14 protein-coding genes are annotated in these 15431 nt (G+C 61.8%); 3 read left to right on the top strand and 11 right to left on the bottom strand.

What is annotated here, in order from left to right:
• Positions 1-20: 20 nt before the first annotated feature.
• Positions 21-1931 (top strand): DEAD/DEAH box helicase, encoded by a 1911-nt coding sequence (locus tag ESZ53_RS13945; RefSeq protein ID WP_129073380.1) that lies wholly within the window; start codon positions 21-23, stop codon positions 1929-1931.
• Positions 1932-2003: 72 nt separating this feature from the next.
• On the opposite strand, the gene ESZ53_RS13940 is transcribed toward ESZ53_RS13945, so the two are convergent.
• The 4 genes from ESZ53_RS13940 to ESZ53_RS13925 all read right to left on the bottom strand — a co-directional run bounded on the left by ESZ53_RS13940 (position 2004) and on the right by ESZ53_RS13925 (position 6452).
• Positions 2004-2870 (bottom strand): glycosyltransferase family 2 protein, encoded by an 867-nt coding sequence (locus tag ESZ53_RS13940; protein WP_129073379.1) that lies wholly within the window; start codon positions 2868-2870, stop codon positions 2004-2006.
• Positions 2867-3685, bottom strand: a complete 819-nt coding sequence (locus ESZ53_RS13935; RefSeq protein WP_129073378.1) for a CDP-alcohol phosphatidyltransferase family protein — start codon at positions 3683-3685, stop codon at positions 2867-2869. Before ESZ53_RS13935 ends, ESZ53_RS13940 begins: the two co-directional genes overlap by 4 nt.
• A 4-nt stretch (positions 3686-3689) precedes the next feature.
• Positions 3690-4718 (bottom strand): glycosyltransferase family 2 protein, encoded by a 1029-nt coding sequence (locus tag ESZ53_RS13930; RefSeq protein WP_129073377.1) that lies wholly within the window; start codon positions 4716-4718, stop codon positions 3690-3692.
• 126 nt (positions 4719-4844) lie between these two features.
• The gene (locus ESZ53_RS13925; protein WP_246837328.1) at positions 4845-6452 is read right to left on the bottom strand and encodes a trypsin-like peptidase domain-containing protein; all 1608 of its coding nucleotides are present in this window, start codon (positions 6450-6452) and stop codon (positions 4845-4847) included.
• Positions 6453-6667: 215 nt separating this feature from the next.
• Between ESZ53_RS13925 and ESZ53_RS13920 the strand changes: the two genes are divergently transcribed.
• Positions 6668-7870, top strand: a complete 1203-nt coding sequence (locus tag ESZ53_RS13920; RefSeq protein WP_129073376.1) for an aminotransferase class I/II-fold pyridoxal phosphate-dependent enzyme — start codon at positions 6668-6670, stop codon at positions 7868-7870.
• Here the strand turns inward: ESZ53_RS13920 and ESZ53_RS13915 are convergent.
• The 7 genes from ESZ53_RS13915 to ESZ53_RS13885 all read right to left on the bottom strand — a co-directional run bounded on the left by ESZ53_RS13915 (position 7867) and on the right by ESZ53_RS13885 (position 14018).
• Positions 7867-8679, bottom strand: coding sequence for a carbon-nitrogen hydrolase family protein (locus ESZ53_RS13915; RefSeq protein ID WP_129073375.1), 813 nt, complete (start codon positions 8677-8679; stop codon positions 7867-7869). The genes ESZ53_RS13920 and ESZ53_RS13915 overlap by 4 nt on opposite strands.
• A gap of 55 nt (positions 8680-8734) precedes the next feature.
• The gene (locus ESZ53_RS13910) at positions 8735-9961 is read right to left on the bottom strand and encodes an NAD(P)/FAD-dependent oxidoreductase (protein ID WP_129073374.1); all 1227 of its coding nucleotides are present in this window, start codon (positions 9959-9961) and stop codon (positions 8735-8737) included.
• A complete protein-coding gene (locus ESZ53_RS13905; protein ID WP_009774276.1) occupies positions 9961-10152 on the bottom strand; it encodes a ferredoxin in 192 nt (63 codons plus the stop codon). The genes ESZ53_RS13910 and ESZ53_RS13905 overlap by 1 nt, the downstream gene beginning before the upstream one ends.
• Complete coding sequence (locus ESZ53_RS13900) at positions 10149-11027, bottom strand: fumarylacetoacetate hydrolase family protein (RefSeq protein ID WP_129073373.1); 879 nt, start codon at positions 11025-11027, stop codon at positions 10149-10151. Before ESZ53_RS13900 ends, ESZ53_RS13905 begins: the two co-directional genes overlap by 4 nt.
• Positions 11020-11931 carry a catechol 1,2-dioxygenase gene (locus ESZ53_RS13895; protein ID WP_129073372.1) on the bottom strand — a complete coding sequence of 304 codons (912 nt, stop codon included), beginning with the start codon at positions 11929-11931 and terminating at the stop codon, positions 11020-11022. The genes ESZ53_RS13900 and ESZ53_RS13895 overlap by 8 nt, the downstream gene beginning before the upstream one ends.
• Before the next feature lie 2 nt (positions 11932-11933).
• Complete coding sequence (locus ESZ53_RS13890) at positions 11934-13397, bottom strand: aldehyde dehydrogenase (RefSeq protein WP_129073371.1); 1464 nt, start codon at positions 13395-13397, stop codon at positions 11934-11936.
• A gap of 120 nt (positions 13398-13517) precedes the next feature.
• Positions 13518-14018, bottom strand: a complete 501-nt coding sequence (locus ESZ53_RS13885; RefSeq protein ID WP_129073370.1) for a MarR family winged helix-turn-helix transcriptional regulator — start codon at positions 14016-14018, stop codon at positions 13518-13520.
• Positions 14019-14165: 147 nt separating this feature from the next.
• On the opposite strand from ESZ53_RS13885, the gene ESZ53_RS13880 reads away from it, so the two are divergent.
• Positions 14166-15410, top strand: coding sequence for a cytochrome P450 (locus tag ESZ53_RS13880; protein WP_129073369.1), 1245 nt, complete (start codon positions 14166-14168; stop codon positions 15408-15410).
• Positions 15411-15431: the final 21 nt, after the last annotated feature.

Here is a 15431-nt window from a genome sequence, read left to right as displayed (position 1 = left end):
AAGCAGGTACTGTTGACACAATGACCGATTCTGATTCAACCGCACCGTCTGAAACCACCGAGACCGCGATCACTTTCTCCGACCTCGCTCTCAGCGATGCGGTATTGAAAGCGGTCCGCGACATTGGCTACGAGACGCCGTCGGCTATCCAAGCAGCCACTATCCCTACTCTTCTGGAAGGGCGCGACGTAGTCGGCCTGGCCCAGACCGGCACGGGAAAGACCGCAGCTTTCGCGCTGCCGATTCTCTCGCGCCTCGATGTATCCCAGAGCAAGCCTCAAGCGCTCGTGCTCTCCCCCACCCGCGAACTCGCGTTGCAGGTGTGTGAGGCATTCGAGAAGTACGCCACCCACATGCGTGGCGTGCACGTGCTCCCCGTCTATGGCGGACAGGCCTATGGCGTTCAGCTGTCGGCGCTGCGCCGCGGCGTTCACGTTGTTGTCGGTACTCCCGGCCGCATCATGGACCACCTCGCCAAGGGCACCCTCGACCTCTCTGAGCTCAAGTACCTCGTTCTCGATGAGGCCGACGAGATGCTCAAGATGGGTTTCGCCGAAGACGTTGAGACGATCCTCGCCGACACCCCGGATGACAAGCAGGTTGCACTCTTCTCCGCGACGATGCCGGCCCAGATCCGCCGCATCTCCAAGAAGTACCTCAACAACGCTGAAGAGATCACTGTCAAGGCCAAGACCACTACGTCGGCCAACACCTCGCAGCGCTACCTGATCGTGTCCTACCCGCAAAAGGTGGATGCTCTCACCCGCATCCTCGAGGTCGAAAACTTCGAAGGCATGATCATTTTCGTTCGCACGAAGAGCGAAACCGAGAACCTCGCAGAGAAGTTGCGCGCCCGTGGTTACTCCGCGGCCGCGATCAGCGGTGACGTTGCTCAGGCTCAGCGTGAGCGCACCGTCAACCAGCTCAAGTCGGGCAAGCTCGACATCCTGGTAGCAACTGACGTTGCCGCTCGTGGACTCGACGTCGACCGCATCAGCCACGTCGTGAACTTCGACATCCCCGTTGACACCGAGTCGTACGTGCACCGCATCGGTCGCACGGGTCGCGCCGGTCGCAGCGGTTCGGCTATCAGCTTTGTCACTCCTCGCGAGCGTCGCCTGCTGACCGCCATCGAGAAGGCCACGCGCCAGCCGCTCACGCAAATGCAGCTTCCTTCGGTTGAAGACGTCAACTCCACGCGTCTCACGCGCTTCGACGACGCCATCACCGAAGCGCTCAACCAGCAGCCACGCATCACCGCGTTCCGCGAGATCATCGCTCACTACGTTGAACACCACGATATTCCTGAAGCGGATGTTGCTGCGGCGCTTGCCGTCGTGGCTCAGGGTGATACTCCCCTGTTGCTTTCGGCTGAAGAAGAACGCGCCCAGCGTTTCGCAGAGCGTGATGAGCGCAAGGCACGCACCGATCGCCCCGAGCGTAGTGGCGACCGTGGCGGAGAGCGTGGCGATCGCCCCGAGCGCCGCCCGCGTTCCACGAAGCCCATGGCCGCGTACCGTATCGAGGTTGGCAAGCGCCAGCGCGTTGAGCCCCGCCAGATTGTTGGCGCACTAGCCAACGAAGGTGGACTCAGCCGTGACGACTTCGGCCACATTCAGATTCGCCCGGACTTCTCGCTCGTCGAGTTGCCTGCCGACATGTCGAAAGATGTGCTCGAGCGTCTGCGTGACACTCGCATCAGCGGCAAGCTGATTGAGATCGCACCGGACCGCAAGGCCAACGGCGGCGGAGCACGTTCCGCTGGCGACAAGTACCCGAGCCGTGACCGCTCATTCGAAGGTGGCGCCCGCGCCAACCGCGAACGTGAAGCATCGCGCGGTTACAACAACCGAGACAGTGACAGCAGCGGCGGCGGTCGCGAAAGCGGCGGCAGCTACGACGATCGTCCCAAGCGCAAGCCTCGCTACTAGAGCCTGAACTAACAAAGCGCGGTGCTTCACTTCGGTGAAGTGCCGCGTTTGTGCGTTGGCGAGTGGCGGCGGCTAGATCACGGGAGGGCGACCGGCACGCGCCATCCGCCCCACTGTTGCCCACCCCATACTGCGGCGCCCACCGGGGTTTTCACGCCAACCAGCAATCCAGCCACCCCACCAGGCACGCATGCCCACGGGATTCCTTGCGGCGCGCAGCAACTGAACTGCAGTCCAGCTGGCCACATAGACGGGAACGAGCAACACGGGCAGGTTGCGCTTAGCGAGCCACACGCGATTGCGAGCGTTGAGGCGGTAGTAGTAACTGTGACGGGCCGGGTCGATGGCCGGATGATTCGCCACAAGGTTTCCGGCGTACCATGCCCGCTTGCCGGCTCCCCAGACGCGCCACGCGAGCTCTATGCCTTCGTGGGCATAGAAGTACGGGTCGCCCCAGCCACCGATTTGGTCGAAGAGCGCACGGGGCATGAGCACGGCACCCTCCCACGCTGAAAAAACGTCGCTGGAGTGTGCGGGGTCGCCTTTGCGAATGCGCGGAATCCACCGTCGCGGGTTCTCTTTGCCCTCGGCGTCTTCGACCCGCGGCTGCACGAGTCCGATACTGGGATCAGCCTGCATTATCGCGATCGCGTCGCTGAGAAAGGTCGGCGACGGGATGCTGGCGTCGTCGTCGAGGAAGAAAATCCAGTCACCCTGAACGTGCTCGACGCCGCGATTACGGCCGGCGGGGATGCCCAGGTTGACTTCGAGGTGGAGGCCTCGCACGTCATCCGGAAGTCCGCTGGGCTGCCAGCCATTGCCGACGACGATCACGTCGAGCTCGACACCCTCTTGGGCATCGAGCGAGGCGAGCCCTCGGGCTAGATCGACGGGGCGCTTGCCCTGAGTGAGCGAAACAATGCCGACGCGGTGGGTCATGAGCGGACGCGTTTGGAGGCCATGATGGCCACGAAGTGTCCGCCGAGTGCGAGGAGTGCCAGCGGAAGCAGAATGAGCAGCACCGTGCGTTCTGCCGCCATCGCAGGGACGAAGAGCGCGATGATGGCGGTGGCGAAGGCGATCATGGTGAGTTCAACCGAGTGATAGAGCCGGTGGAACGGAACGAATCGTGCGGCCCGGCGCAGCGTAGCGACGAGGCTGTGACTTGGTTCGGCCTCGCCCTTGCGATCGCTGAGCTTGTCGAGCCCGGCATTGGCGCGCGCGACGTGCACCATATCGTTGAGCGCTTTGTTCAGGACGATGATGAGGGCGAGCGCAAAGCCGGCTGTTGTCCACGCGAAATCTGCGGGGAAATCGAGAGGCCAACCAGCGGCGCGGATGCCGAGAGCGATCGGGATAAGAGCTTCGGTACTGTAGTGCCCGACCTTGTCGAGAAAGACACCGGCGGGCGAACGGGTGTTGCGCCAGCGAGCTACTTCTCCATCGCTGCAGTCCACGAGCATCTGCATTTGGCCAAGAAACAGCGCCAGAGCCGCTCCGGTGAACCCGGGGATCAGCAGTGCTGCGGCAGTGAGCCATCCCGTGAGAATCATGAGCCCGGTAACACCGTTGGCACTGATCGATGTCTTAAGGAGCATCCAGGTTAGATAAGGCGAGAGATCGCGAAGATAGAGCGACGCGGTCCAGTGCTCGGCGTTGGCGCGAAGTCGCACCTCTGGCGGCTGCGTTACTTCGCGAAGCTGGGCGATGGAGGTGGGGCGCGCAGTCGGCTGCGAGGGTGTGTGGGGGGACACGGCATTACCTTCCCGTTTGCGCAGTGATGTTCTTAGTGAGCTTCAAGAATCCGAGGATGAAACCGCTACCCCATCCAAAGTGGATGCACGGCAGCACGATCAGATACCAAAGACCTGATCGTAGCCCCTCTTTGGCACCAGCAACGGCAGACGCCGCCACCACGAAGAGCACGTAAACGGCGGGAGCCGCATAAGCGATCGCTAACCAGTCAACCCCGGTCACGCTGCCAATGAGCCCAATGATGAGGCCCACTACCGTGCCGAGCACGGCGAGCGGCGGCACGAAATAGCGCAACGAGTTGGCTGTGCCGAAACGGCGTGCGAGTTCTCCACGCCAGATTCCGGTGGCTACGAACTGGCGAACCAGCGTGCGGAGACTGGAGCGCGGCCGGTAGACGACTTCGAGTTCGGGGGTGAACCAGACGGTGCCGCCGGTCGCTCGCAGTCGCCGATTAAGCTCCCAGTCTTGGCCGCGTTTGATGTCTTCATCGAACAGACCTACCTCGACAAGGCGGTCACGCTGGAAGACACCAAGATAGGCGGTATCAGCCGGGCCTTCTTTGCCACCGGTGTGATGTTGGGTACCGCCGAGCCCTTCTGGCGATCCGTAGGCGTGGGCGACGGAGCGCTCGAAGGGCGTTCGGCCCTCAGCTTTCATAATGCCGCCGACGTTGTCTGCGCCACTTCGTTCGAGGGTTTCGACGGCGACTCGCGTGTAGTTGGTGGGCAGCACCGAGTGGGCATCTACTCGCACGACGATGGGATGTGTGGAAGCACGAATAGCGGCGTTGAGGCCACCGGGAGTGGAACCAAGTTCGTTGGGGATATGACGAATGCGCGGGTCGAGTCGCGCCATTTCGTCGATAATGGCGTTGGTACCGTCAACGCTGGGGCCCAGCGCGAGCACGATCTCGAAGGGTCCTTCGTAATCCTGCGCTGTGAGGCTGTCGACGGCTGCCTCGATGTGTTCAACTTCGTTGAGTACGGGCATCACGTACGACACGCCAGTGAGGGCTTGAGCCTTCTTTGCCATGGGTTCCAATACGTCGGGCTGGGTTGTCGGTAGAGCTTATCGTGTCGGGTACTAATTCGACGGTTACACACGTATGCGGCGCCCCCGGCCCTAAGGCCAGTGACGCCGCATACCTGATTGGTTCGTTTACTGGAGTGAACCGAGGGTCACGTCGACGGAGTATCCCTTTCCATCGCGGACATAAGTCAACGGAACGCTTGCGCCGGCCGAGTATGCCCGCACCTGAGCGGTGAGGTCGGTCTTGTTGGTGATGGGCAAGCCATCGAAGCCGGTGACGATGTCGCCGACCTTGAGACCAGCATCCGCTGCGGCGCCGCCGTCGGAGATGCCAACGATGCTGGCTCCCACAACTTGAGCGCTGCTCTGGGCAGGATCGTCGGTGACGTCAGCGACGGATGCTCCGAGTAGGCCGTGCGTGGCGGTTCCGGTTTCGAGAATCTCGTTAGCAACGCGGCTAGCGACGTTCGACGGGATTGCGAACCCGACGCCGATGCTGCCTTCGTTGCCGCCGGAGGATGCAATAGCGACGTTGATTCCGATGAGTTCACCATCGGAGTTCAGCAGCGCACCGCCGGAGTTACCCGGGTTGATTGCGGCATCCGTCTGGATAACGGCAAGAGCGACTGTGGCCTGGTTAGCGGAGTTTTGCGCGCCGCCCTGACCGTTTTCGCCGAAGAGGTCGAAGTTCCAGAGATCAGGCGCGTTGCTGTCTTCAGGAGCGTCGCTCTCTGTTTCGGGGTCGGCGGGCAGAGCAGAGGACGCGATCGTGATGCTGCGGTTGAGTGCGCTCACGATGCCGCTGGTGACCGTTCCGGAGAGACCGAGCGGAGCTCCGATCGCGACCGTGTTATCGCCGACATTCAGCTCGCTGGAATCGGCAATGTTGATGTAAGGCATGTCACTGACGTAGTCAATGTGGATCACGGCGATATCGGAGATCGGGTCGAAACCAACGACCGTGGCCGACAGCAGTCGCCCATCGGCGGTGGTGACCGTGACCTTGGGGTCGGCAACTTCGCCGTCGAGCGTGACGACGTGGGCATTGGTGATGACGTTGCCGTCTTCGCTGATGATAACGCCCGAGCCGCTACCACCGGAGTTTTGGCCGGTCACGTTGATCGTGACAATGGCGGGGGCTGCTTTGGCGACTACCGAAGTGACGAGAGTGGCGTTTCCCGGGTCGTTGACGGTGATGGATGCGGGGCTCGCGGTTCCGCTGACGGCCGAGGTGGCCTGGTTGCCGACGGCCCAGAGCGCAACGCCTGCTCCGGAGGCACCGCCGAGGAGCGCGACGATGGCGAATCCGGCGACGAGTCCGAGTGTGAATCGTGGCTTCTTGGCGGGGACTGCTGGTTCAGCAGGTGCTGCGGTTGCGGCGGCTCCGAAGCTCGCGCCCGGTGCGCTGGGAGCAGCCGTAGTTGAAACTGTGGGCGCAGCGACGTTCGCATCAATCGGAGCGACCGCGGCGGCGATGGGTGTTTCGCTCGGGACAGTGGGCGTCGTCGGTGTGATGGCAGTGCCTGCGGTTGGTGCAGCCTCAGCCGGCGCGCTTTCTGGCGCGGTGCCGGAAGGGGAAACGTGTGGGGGCGCTTCGGTGGCGCCGGCGGCGTTTTCTGCCGTGTGTGCTGCGGGAGGTGTGGCAGCGGATGCTTCGGGGGTGCCGGGTGCAGTGCTGTTGTCGGGTGTGCTGCCGGCGGGGTTGTGGGCGGTGGGTTCTTCGGGGACCTCGGTCATGATGTGCTCCTTTCAGCGGTGCTAGCCTCCACCGCGAACCTGTGCATTCTATTTAGTTCGCCTGTGGGCTGGCTGCGCGCTTGACCTGAAGAAAAGCGGCGATTGTCGCGCGACTCCCGACTTTGTGCGGTTTTTGTGTCGGGCCGCATTCAGGTTGGGTGGAGCAACCGGTTTCTGCGGCATCCGAGACCGCAAGTGGTTAGGCTTGGCCCACAATGACAGTCACCGGATCTTGGGAACGCGCCGCCACTGGCGCCATGCTGCTCGGCGCCGACGGGCAGCTGAGCCAAACAATCTTCGCCGAAATGTCTGCCCTCGCCGTGAGTAGCGGCGCGATCAATCTGGGTCAGGGCTTCCCCGATGAGGACGGCCCCATCGAAGTGTTGGATGCCGCCCGCAAGGCCATCAGCGACGGCACCAACCAGTACCCGCCAGGCAACGGGCTCCCTGTACTGCGCAACGCGATCGCCGAGCATCAGCAGCGTTTCTACGGCATCGACGTTGACCCCGACACCGAAGTACTGGCAACTGCCGGAGCGACCGAAGCACTCGCCGCTACGATTCTCGCCCTCACGAGCGAGGGCGACGAAGTCATCACGCTCGAGCCGTTTTACGACGCGTACGGCGCAATGATCAACTATGCGCGCGCCACCCATGTGACAGTGCCGCTGCGCTCCCCCGATTTTCAGCCCAACCATGACGACATCCGGGCCGCCTTCAGCGGACGCACCCGGCTCATTATTCTGAACAGTCCGCACAACCCCACCGGCGCTGTGCTCGACCGCGAAACTCTCGAACTGATCGTCGAGCTCGCCCACAAATACGACGCCCTCATCGTGACCGACGAAGTCTATGAACACATCACCTTCGGCCACGAACACATCCCTGTCGCGAGTCTGCCCGGCGCGTTCGAACGCACCATCAGCATTTCCAGCGGCGGTAAAACGTTCAACACCACAGGTTGGAAGATCGGCTGGATCACCGCACCGCAGCCGCTGCTCCAAGCGATCATGGCCGTGAAGCAATACCTCACCTATGTCAACGGCGCACCGCTGCAAGTGGGCATCGCTACCGGCCTCGGGCTGCCTAACAGCTACTTCACCGATCTCGCCGGCGGCCTTGCCCGCAAGCGCGACACCCTGGGCGCCGGGCTGCGCAACGCCGGCTTCGATGTCAGCACGCCCCAAGCCGGTTACTTCATCGTTGCGGATGCCGCACCCCTCGGTGTGACGGACGCCGCCGATTTCTGCCGCATCCTCCCCGAGATCAGCGGAGTCGTCGGCATCCCTGTGACCGCGTTCGTGCATCCGGAAAACCACGCCGACTACAAGACGCTCATCCGCTTCGCCTATTGCAAGAAGCCAGACGTGCTCGAGCGGGCAGCAGCCCAACTTTCCGGGATGAAACTGCGCCACTAGCCTTCGAGCGGGTGCACTCCGTAGCGGCGCAACGACAGCGCCGGGTTGATGGCGCGCACCTCGTCGAGGCGAGCGTGCTCGATGTGGGCGACAGCGACATCCGTGCGCTCCCCGATCGTCACGAGCTCCACGCCCATCGGGTCGACGACCATGCTGTTGCCGACGCCGATGGGCGGGGCATGATCGGCTGCCGCGACGAAGACCGTGTTCTCGATGGCCCGCGCCGTGAGCAGCGTGCGCCAGTGGTATTCCTTGAGCGGTCCGCGCACCCACTCGGCGGGCACGACAATGAGGTCGGCGCCGGCATCCACCAACCGGCGTGATACCTCCGGAAAACGGATGTCGTAGCAGGTCTGCAAACCAACGGTGAAGCCCTCCCACGCGAAGGTCTGCGGCGCAGCGATCGACCCGGGAATGACCCAGTCGGATTCACGCTGACCGAACGCGTCGTAGAGATGCTGTTTGCTGTAGGTCGCGACGATGGCGCCCGTAGGAGCAATTGCGACAAGCGTGTTCCAGAAGCGGTTCTCTTCATCACTCGACTGCAACATTCCCGCAGCGACATGAATCCGCAACCGCTGCGCGAGCAACGTCAAGGCCTGCACAAAAGGGCCGTCGAGCGGCTCGGCGGCGGTGACCCAGTCTTCGCCCATCGTGGCGGTGAAGTACGACGAGTACTCCGGAAAGATCACAAAGCTCGCGCCACGCTCGACGGCACGCTCAGCAAGTTCCGTGATCTGCGCGATGTTCTCCTCGCGATCATGGCCAGGAACGAACTGGGCAACGGCGATAGTCGAAGCGGGAGTCATAAGCCCAGCCTACGACCCCGCTTCGCCTACGGACAGGGCAGCAAAAGCAGAACGGCTACGCGCCACCCTCCGCGATCTGCTTGCGATACGGCAGCAGCGCGGCTTTCATGCCAATTCCGAGAACGCCCACGAGACGGTCGTCGCGGTAGTAGCCCACGGCAGCCTGGTCGGTGAGATCTCCCTCGAGCACGCGGATGTCGTCATCCGACACCAAGCCCAACAGACCGTAGGCCTGCAGCTTGATCTCGAACTGGTTCGACCAGAATGACGGCATCGGAGCGAACGGTTTAGTCACCACGTCGGCAAAGGAACCGTCGTCGGCGAGGCGTGCCGCGAGAACGGCACCCGCGCGCTTGCCGGTGTCGGTCGGGATATTCCAGTGCTCGATACGGCGAGCAACGTCGTCGAACATGGGGTTCGGGAAGCGAGCGATATCGCCCACCACGTAAACGTCATCGAGGGAGACACCATCGGTCGAGACCGCGCGCATCGCGTTGTCAGCGAGAACTCCATCGGAGACATCGAGGTTCGTTCCCTCAAGCCATTCGATGTTGCAGTGCGAGCCAACAGACTCGATCACGACATCGGCCTCGATCACGCGGCCATCGCTCAGCTCAACAGACTCAACAGCAGTCTCGCCGTGGATAGCAGCAACGTTCACGCCAGAGAAAATTTCGACGCCCTCGTCGGTGAGACGACGGCGCATTTCCTTCGCCACGAGGTCGCCAAGCGGACGCATCATGGGCTCGGCACTCGGCGTCACAATGGTGACCGAGCAGCCCAACTTGCGAGCGGTGGCGCTCAGTTCGCAGCCTAAGAAGCCCGAGCCGACGACAACGACGCGCGCACCCTCGGTGAGCTCGGCGCGCAGAGCCATCGCGTCATCCAGCGAACGGACAACGTGACGACCGGCGATCGGAGCAAAGTCCAAGCGGCGAGCGCGCAGGCCCGTCGCGATAACCAGGGCACGCCACTCCTGCACAGACCCATCGTCGGTGGTGAGAGTGTGCGCATCAAGATCGACCGCGGTGGCGCGTACCCCGAGCATCCACTCCACATCACCCATCTCGGCGCGCGATGGAAACGCGACAGCTTCGTGGGTCACGTCAGTGGCCAACACCTCTTTGGAGAGAGGCGGACGGTTATAGGGAGCGTGAAGTTCTTCGCCAACCACGCGGATAGCACCGGTGTAGCCCGAACGACGGAGAGACTCCGCCGCGCGCAGCCCACCCATCGCCGCACCGACAATAACGACCGGTGCGGCGGGGTTAGCCTCAGACACTATTCGACGATTCGAATGGCCTGCATCGGGCATACATCAACAGCGGCTTCAATGTTGTCGCGCTCCGAGTCGGGCGCTTCGGCCACGTACTCGAGCTTGTCGTCATCGTTGAGCTTGAAGTTGTCGGGTGCCTCAAACACGCACTGGCCATAGTGCTGGCACTGGTTCATGTCGACTTCGATTTTGATCATCGTTTTTCCTCAATCTTCGACGGGTAGAGATCCTTCGACGGGGTCCGAATTCCGCGGAACTCCCAGTCGCCACCCATTGCTGTCGACATTACCTCTTCGCTCTCGGTCGGCTGCGCTCCCACGTCGGTGCGGATCGCAGTCGGGCCCGTAACGATACGGTTCGTCAGCTTGCCCAGGCCTTCAACTTCGACCTCAACAACGTCGCCGGGCTGCACCGGACGCGAGAATGCGGGCGTTCCCGAGAACAGCATGTCGCCGGGGCTCAGCGTGATCGTGCGCGCAATGTCGGCCACGAGGTAGTTCATGTCCCACTCCATGTTGTCGGTGTTGTCATCTTGCTTGACCTCACCGTTCACAATGGTGCGCAACTGCTTGCCACGGAAATCCCAATCCGTCACGAGACCCGGGCCAACGGGAGCGAGCGTGTCGCTACCCTTCACTCGAAGCATGGAACCGGCATCCGTGTCGCGGAAATCATGCAGACCGTAGTCGTTACCGATCGAGTAGCCGGCGATGTAGTCGCTAGCCTGGTCGGGCGAAACATTGCGGCACGTACGGCCGATCACGATGACGATCTCACCCTCGAAGTTCAACCACTTGCAGCCCTCGGGCCGCACAACATCACCCTTGTGAGTGTTGAGCGCGGTGACCGGCTTCTGAAAGTAGGTCGGAGCTGCGGGCAGCTTGGTCATGAACTCTTCAGTGCGGCTGGCGTAGTTCAAGTGCACGGCAATGATCTTGCTCGGCTCGGTCGGCGGCAAGTGAATTGCCTCGTCGACACCAACCTCGCGGCCGTCTCCAGCGACGAGAACATCGCCGTGGCGGGTTACCTGTGTCGGGTAACCATCAAGAAGTATTCTGCGGAGTTCAGTCACGAGAGAGAACCACATCCTTTGCTGCTGGGAAGCCACCTTCTGGCTTCGGGAACCACACGTGCACCTGACCGGTGCCGATGGAATTTTCGTATTCGCTGTACATTACGCCGGGAGCAGTGCACGCCTCTTCGCCAATTGCCCCCGCCGTCATGAGCCAGTGGCCAAACATGGCCTCGGGGCGCACCTTCTGGAACGCGGGCATGGTTTCCAACACCTGAGCGTGGTCGCCAGCCTTGAACCAGTCGAGACGTTCGTAGTCCGCGGCACGGGCGGCATCCGAGAAAATGTGGCTCGGATCGGCCATCTCGTGCTTGCGCAGATCGCGCAGCTTATAGAAGGTGTGCGAAAGCGCACCCGATGCGAGCAGGATGACGCGGCGGTCACTCTTGGCTATTGCTTCACCAATGGCACGACCCGCACGCAAGAAGTCTTCGTCGGTCGCGGTCTGGCAGATCGAGACGCTCACCCATTTTTTGTCGGGAAGGCCCTTGCCGAGGTACTCCCACAGGTTGATCGTGGCGTACATGATCGGCAGGTATTCATCGTCGATCGGGGTGATCCAGGTGCCGTTCTTTTCGGCCTGCTCCCCCATGAGCTTCGCGAGCTCGGGGTCTCCGATGAAGTCATACGGCACGCCGCTCATTCCGCGCGGCAACTCTTCTGACGTGAACTTACCGTGGCGACGCTCGTGCGCCGTAACAACGAATTCAACCGTGGTCGCCCAATGGCTGTCGAGCACAACAACAGTGTCGTAATCGTCATTCTCGAAGTAGTCCTTGCGGAGCCGTTCGAGCCCTTCAACGAGCGTTGAATCCTTGCCCTCATTGAGTTCCATACGGACCTCTTTGGGCAACATGATCGTAGGTACGTGGGCGATCAGCCCAGCGCCAACTACTTCTCCCATGACTATTCCTTCCATCCGTTCGGTGAAACCACCGTGTTTTTAACATCTGCGTAGAAATCAAATGACCAGGTGCCGCCCTCGCGACCGACACCCGACTTCTTGGAACCGCCGAAGGGGGCCCGCAAGTCGCGCACGAAGAAGCAGTTAACCCAGATTGTGCCGGCAACGAGCTGCTTGGCGATAACGTCGGCGTGCTCGCGGTTGCCGGAGACGAGAATGGCGGCGAGACCGAATTCGGTGCCGTTCGCCATGGCGACGAGTTCGTCATCCGTCGTAAAGGTCTGCATCGTCAGCACCGGCCCGAAGACCTCCTGCGTGACGATTTCGCTACCAACCTCGGGGTTCTTGACGAGCGTCGGCGAAAAGTACAGGCCACCGAGTTCAGCGTTCGGGCCGCCACCGAAGAGAATGTCTGCTCCGCCGTCTTTCGCGCGATCAACGAATCCCTTGATCCGCTCGAAGTGCACGCGGTGAACCTGCGGACCAATATCGGTCTCGATGTCACGCGGGTCACCCTGGCGCAGGGTCGCTACCTTGGCTTTGAACGCTTCGGCGAAGGCATCCGCAATGTTCTCGTGAACGAGGATGCGCGTGCCCGAGAGACAGACCTGGCCGGCGTTGTCGTATTGCTCAACCGCGAGCGTTGCAGCGAGTTCGAGGTCGGCGTCTTCCATGACGATGCAGGGGCTCTTGCCCCCGAGCTCGAAGCTGCAGGGGGTGAGGTTGTCGGCGGCGGCGCGAGCGATCGATTTGGCCGTCGGCACCGAGCCCGTGAAGGAGATGCGGCTGAGATCGGGGTGAGCGACCAGTGCGGCACCCGCCTCTTTTCCGTAACCCTGCACGACGTTGAAGACGCCGGCGGGAAGCCCAGCTTCGGCGGTGATGTCAGCGAAGAGGGATGCCGTGAGCGGTGTCCATTCGGCTGGCTTCAGCACCACGGTGTCACCCGCGGCGAGCGCCGGAGCAATCTTCCAGGTGGCAAGCATGAGCGGTGCATTCCACGGCGTGATGAGGGCGGCGACTCCGGAAGGATCCCACGAGACGTGGTTGTTGTGGCCACGAGTTTCGAAGTCCGGATGTCCGAGGTCGTTCACGAGGTAGTCAGCGAAGAACCGGAAGTTGTGGGCCACGCGCGGCATCACACCGCGCAGGTGGCTGCGCAGGAGTGCTCCGTTGTCCATCGTCTCGACGTTGGCGAGGTCGCTGACGCGCTCTTCGACGAGGTCGGCGATCTTGTGCATGATGGCTGCACGATCCTGGGGACTGGTGGCAGCCCAGCCGGGGAATGCTGCCCGAGCGGCAGCAACGGCTAGGTCGACCTCGCGCTGACCGCCGCGGGAGATTTCTCCGAGTGCACTGGCGTCGATCGGCGACACGTTGGTGAAGGTGTCGTCGGATTCGACGCGCTCTCCGTTGATGAAGTGCCGCGTATCGACGGTCACTCCGGCTACTTGAACGTTGGTCATAGTTGTCCCGTCTCGAATCGCTCGCCGTTAAGTCATTCGGATGCTAATGACTTACCTTAGCGAGTGATTCGAGCCCAAACAAGCGTTTGGAGCATCCGACCACCAAAAATTGCGTGAGCGTTAGCCCTTGGGTTCGACGCCCGCCGTGATCAGGCGCAGCATGTCGGCGAGCTCTTCGCGGCGCTCAGGCGCGACCGGACCCGCCACCGCTTGCTCTTGCTGATTGAATGCAGGGAAGAGTTCCGTCATGAGTTCGCGCCCACGATCAGTGAGCTTCACCACAACGAGGCGACCATCAGTTTCGCTGCGTTCGCGCGTGAGCCAGCCACGGCGCTCAAGAGTCGTGAGCACTCCCGTGAGTGTCGCTTTAGAGAAGCCTCCCTCAAGCGCGATCTGGCGAGTTTCAATCGGCTCCCAGATCCAGGTAACCCAGAGAACGACAAACGCTGTCCAGGAGAGATTGTGCTCCGACAACACGGTGCGCTCGAAGTGATTACGCACGGCGTTTGCCGCCCGAAAAAGGTTCGATGCTACGGCCATTGCGGAGTAGTCCAGCGGAAGGCCGCCGACTCTCGCTTGTACTTGGCGTTCAGTCTCAGTCAGTGTGTGTGGTCCGGCCACGGAGGGTCCCCTTGCTCGCGTTTAGCTGCGGTTACTCTATCTAACCCCCGGCGTTCAGAAAGTTTTTGAGGACATCGCTCACAGAAACGCGCCGATGTGGCATATTGTTTGTATCCAAACAACCCACGGAGGATTGAGTTGACTTCAATGGCGAACGTCACCCTGGCAGACCTAGATCTGTTCGAGAACGGCACACCCTGGCACGTATTCGACAAGCTTCGAACTGACGCCCCCGTGCACTGGTCAGAAGAGCCAGCCCCCAACCACGGCTTCTGGTCGCTCACCCGTTACCACGACATCGTTTCCGTATTGCGCGACACCGAAACGTTCTCGAGCGAACGCGGCACCGTCAACCTCGAAGAGCTCGACGCTGACCAAATCGAAGCTCGCAAGTCAATGCTCGAAACGGATGGCGTGCGTCACCGGGCGCTCCGCCGCCTCATGCAGGGTGAGTTCACGCCCCGTGCGGTCGCCGGCTACGAAACTTTCCTTCGCGGCCTCACTGCCAGCACTCTTGATGCTGCCTTTGCGAACCCCGAGTTCGAATTCGTCGACCAGGTGGCCGCCGACTTCCCGATCCGGGTTCTCGCCAAAATGCTCGATGTGCCCGACACCGACATTTACAAGCTCATTGACTGGGGCAACCGGATGATCGGAAACGACGATCCGGAACACGCCGACGTACTGGCAAGCTCCGCCGAGAGCGAAGAGTTCCGACTGCTGCCCTTCCGCTCCCCCGCAGCTCGGGAGGTTTTCGAGTACGGCAACGACCTCGCCAACCAGCGTCGCGGCAAGGACGGCAACGACCTCGTGTCGCGCCTCGTCAACCAGACGCCGATGGACGGCCAAGCGCTCAGCGAGCGCGACTTCAATAGCTACTTTCTGCTGCTCGTCGTCGCCGGCAACGAGACCACACGCCACACCATCACGCACTCCATGAACTACCTCATGGATAACCCCGACCAGCTTGAGCTACTCCAAGAAAAACCAGAACTCATCCCGTGGGCGGTCGAAGAGTTCTTGCGCATGGCCAGCCCGGTTTACCACTTCCGTCGCACCGCGACCAAGGACACCGAGATCAATGGTCAAGCGATCAAGGAAGGCCAGAAAGTTGTCACGTGGTTCGCTGCCGGCAACCGCGACCCCGAGATCTTTGAAGATCCTTACAAGATGGATGTCACCCGCAACCCGAACGAGCACATGGCGTTCGGTCGCGGTGGCCCGCACATGTGTCTCGGAAACTCACTGGCACGCCTTGAGATCCGTATTATGTTCGAGAACCTGTTGCCCCGCATCTCGGGAATGACGAAGCTCAGTGAGCCTGACCGTCTGCGCAGCAATTTCGTCAACGGAATCAAACGACTCCCGGTACGCGTCGAACTAGCAAAGTAGGCACATGAGCGAGGTAGTTGC

Origin of the sequence: Salinibacterium sp. UTAS2018, from assembly GCF_004118935.1 — a bacterium.
Classification (GTDB): Bacteria; Actinomycetota; Actinomycetes; order Actinomycetales; family Microbacteriaceae; genus Rhodoglobus.
Note: the sequence above shows the minus strand (reverse complement) of the source record. Positions and strands in the feature narration are given on the sequence as shown.

What these genes read in the sequence shown, in the direction of transcription:
- ESZ53_RS13890 (WP_129073371.1), bottom strand. Translation starts at nt 13,397, where the DNA reads ATGACCAACGTTCAAGTAGCCGGAGTGACCGTCGATACGCGGCACTTC.
- ESZ53_RS13945 (WP_129073380.1), top strand. Translation starts at nt 21, where the DNA reads ATGACCGATTCTGATTCAACCGCACCGTCTGAAACCACCGAGACCGCG.
- ESZ53_RS13940 (WP_129073379.1), bottom strand. Translation starts at nt 2,870, where the DNA reads ATGACCCACCGCGTCGGCATTGTTTCGCTCACTCAGGGCAAGCGCCCC.
- ESZ53_RS13920 (WP_129073376.1), top strand. Translation starts at nt 6,668, where the DNA reads ATGACAGTCACCGGATCTTGGGAACGCGCCGCCACTGGCGCCATGCTG.
- ESZ53_RS13930 (WP_129073377.1), bottom strand. Translation starts at nt 4,718, where the DNA reads ATGGCAAAGAAGGCTCAAGCCCTCACTGGCGTGTCGTACGTGATGCCC.
- ESZ53_RS13880 (WP_129073369.1), top strand. Translation starts at nt 14,166, where the DNA reads ATGGCGAACGTCACCCTGGCAGACCTAGATCTGTTCGAGAACGGCACA.
- ESZ53_RS13915 (WP_129073375.1), bottom strand. Translation starts at nt 8,679, where the DNA reads ATGACTCCCGCTTCGACTATCGCCGTTGCCCAGTTCGTTCCTGGCCAT.
- ESZ53_RS13895 (WP_129073372.1), bottom strand. Translation starts at nt 11,931, where the DNA reads ATGGGAGAAGTAGTTGGCGCTGGGCTGATCGCCCACGTACCTACGATC.
- ESZ53_RS13925 (WP_246837328.1), bottom strand. Translation starts at nt 6,452, where the DNA reads ATGACCGAGGTCCCCGAAGAACCCACCGCCCACAACCCCGCCGGCAGC.
- ESZ53_RS13905 (WP_009774276.1), bottom strand. Translation starts at nt 10,152, where the DNA reads ATGATCAAAATCGAAGTCGACATGAACCAGTGCCAGCACTATGGCCAG.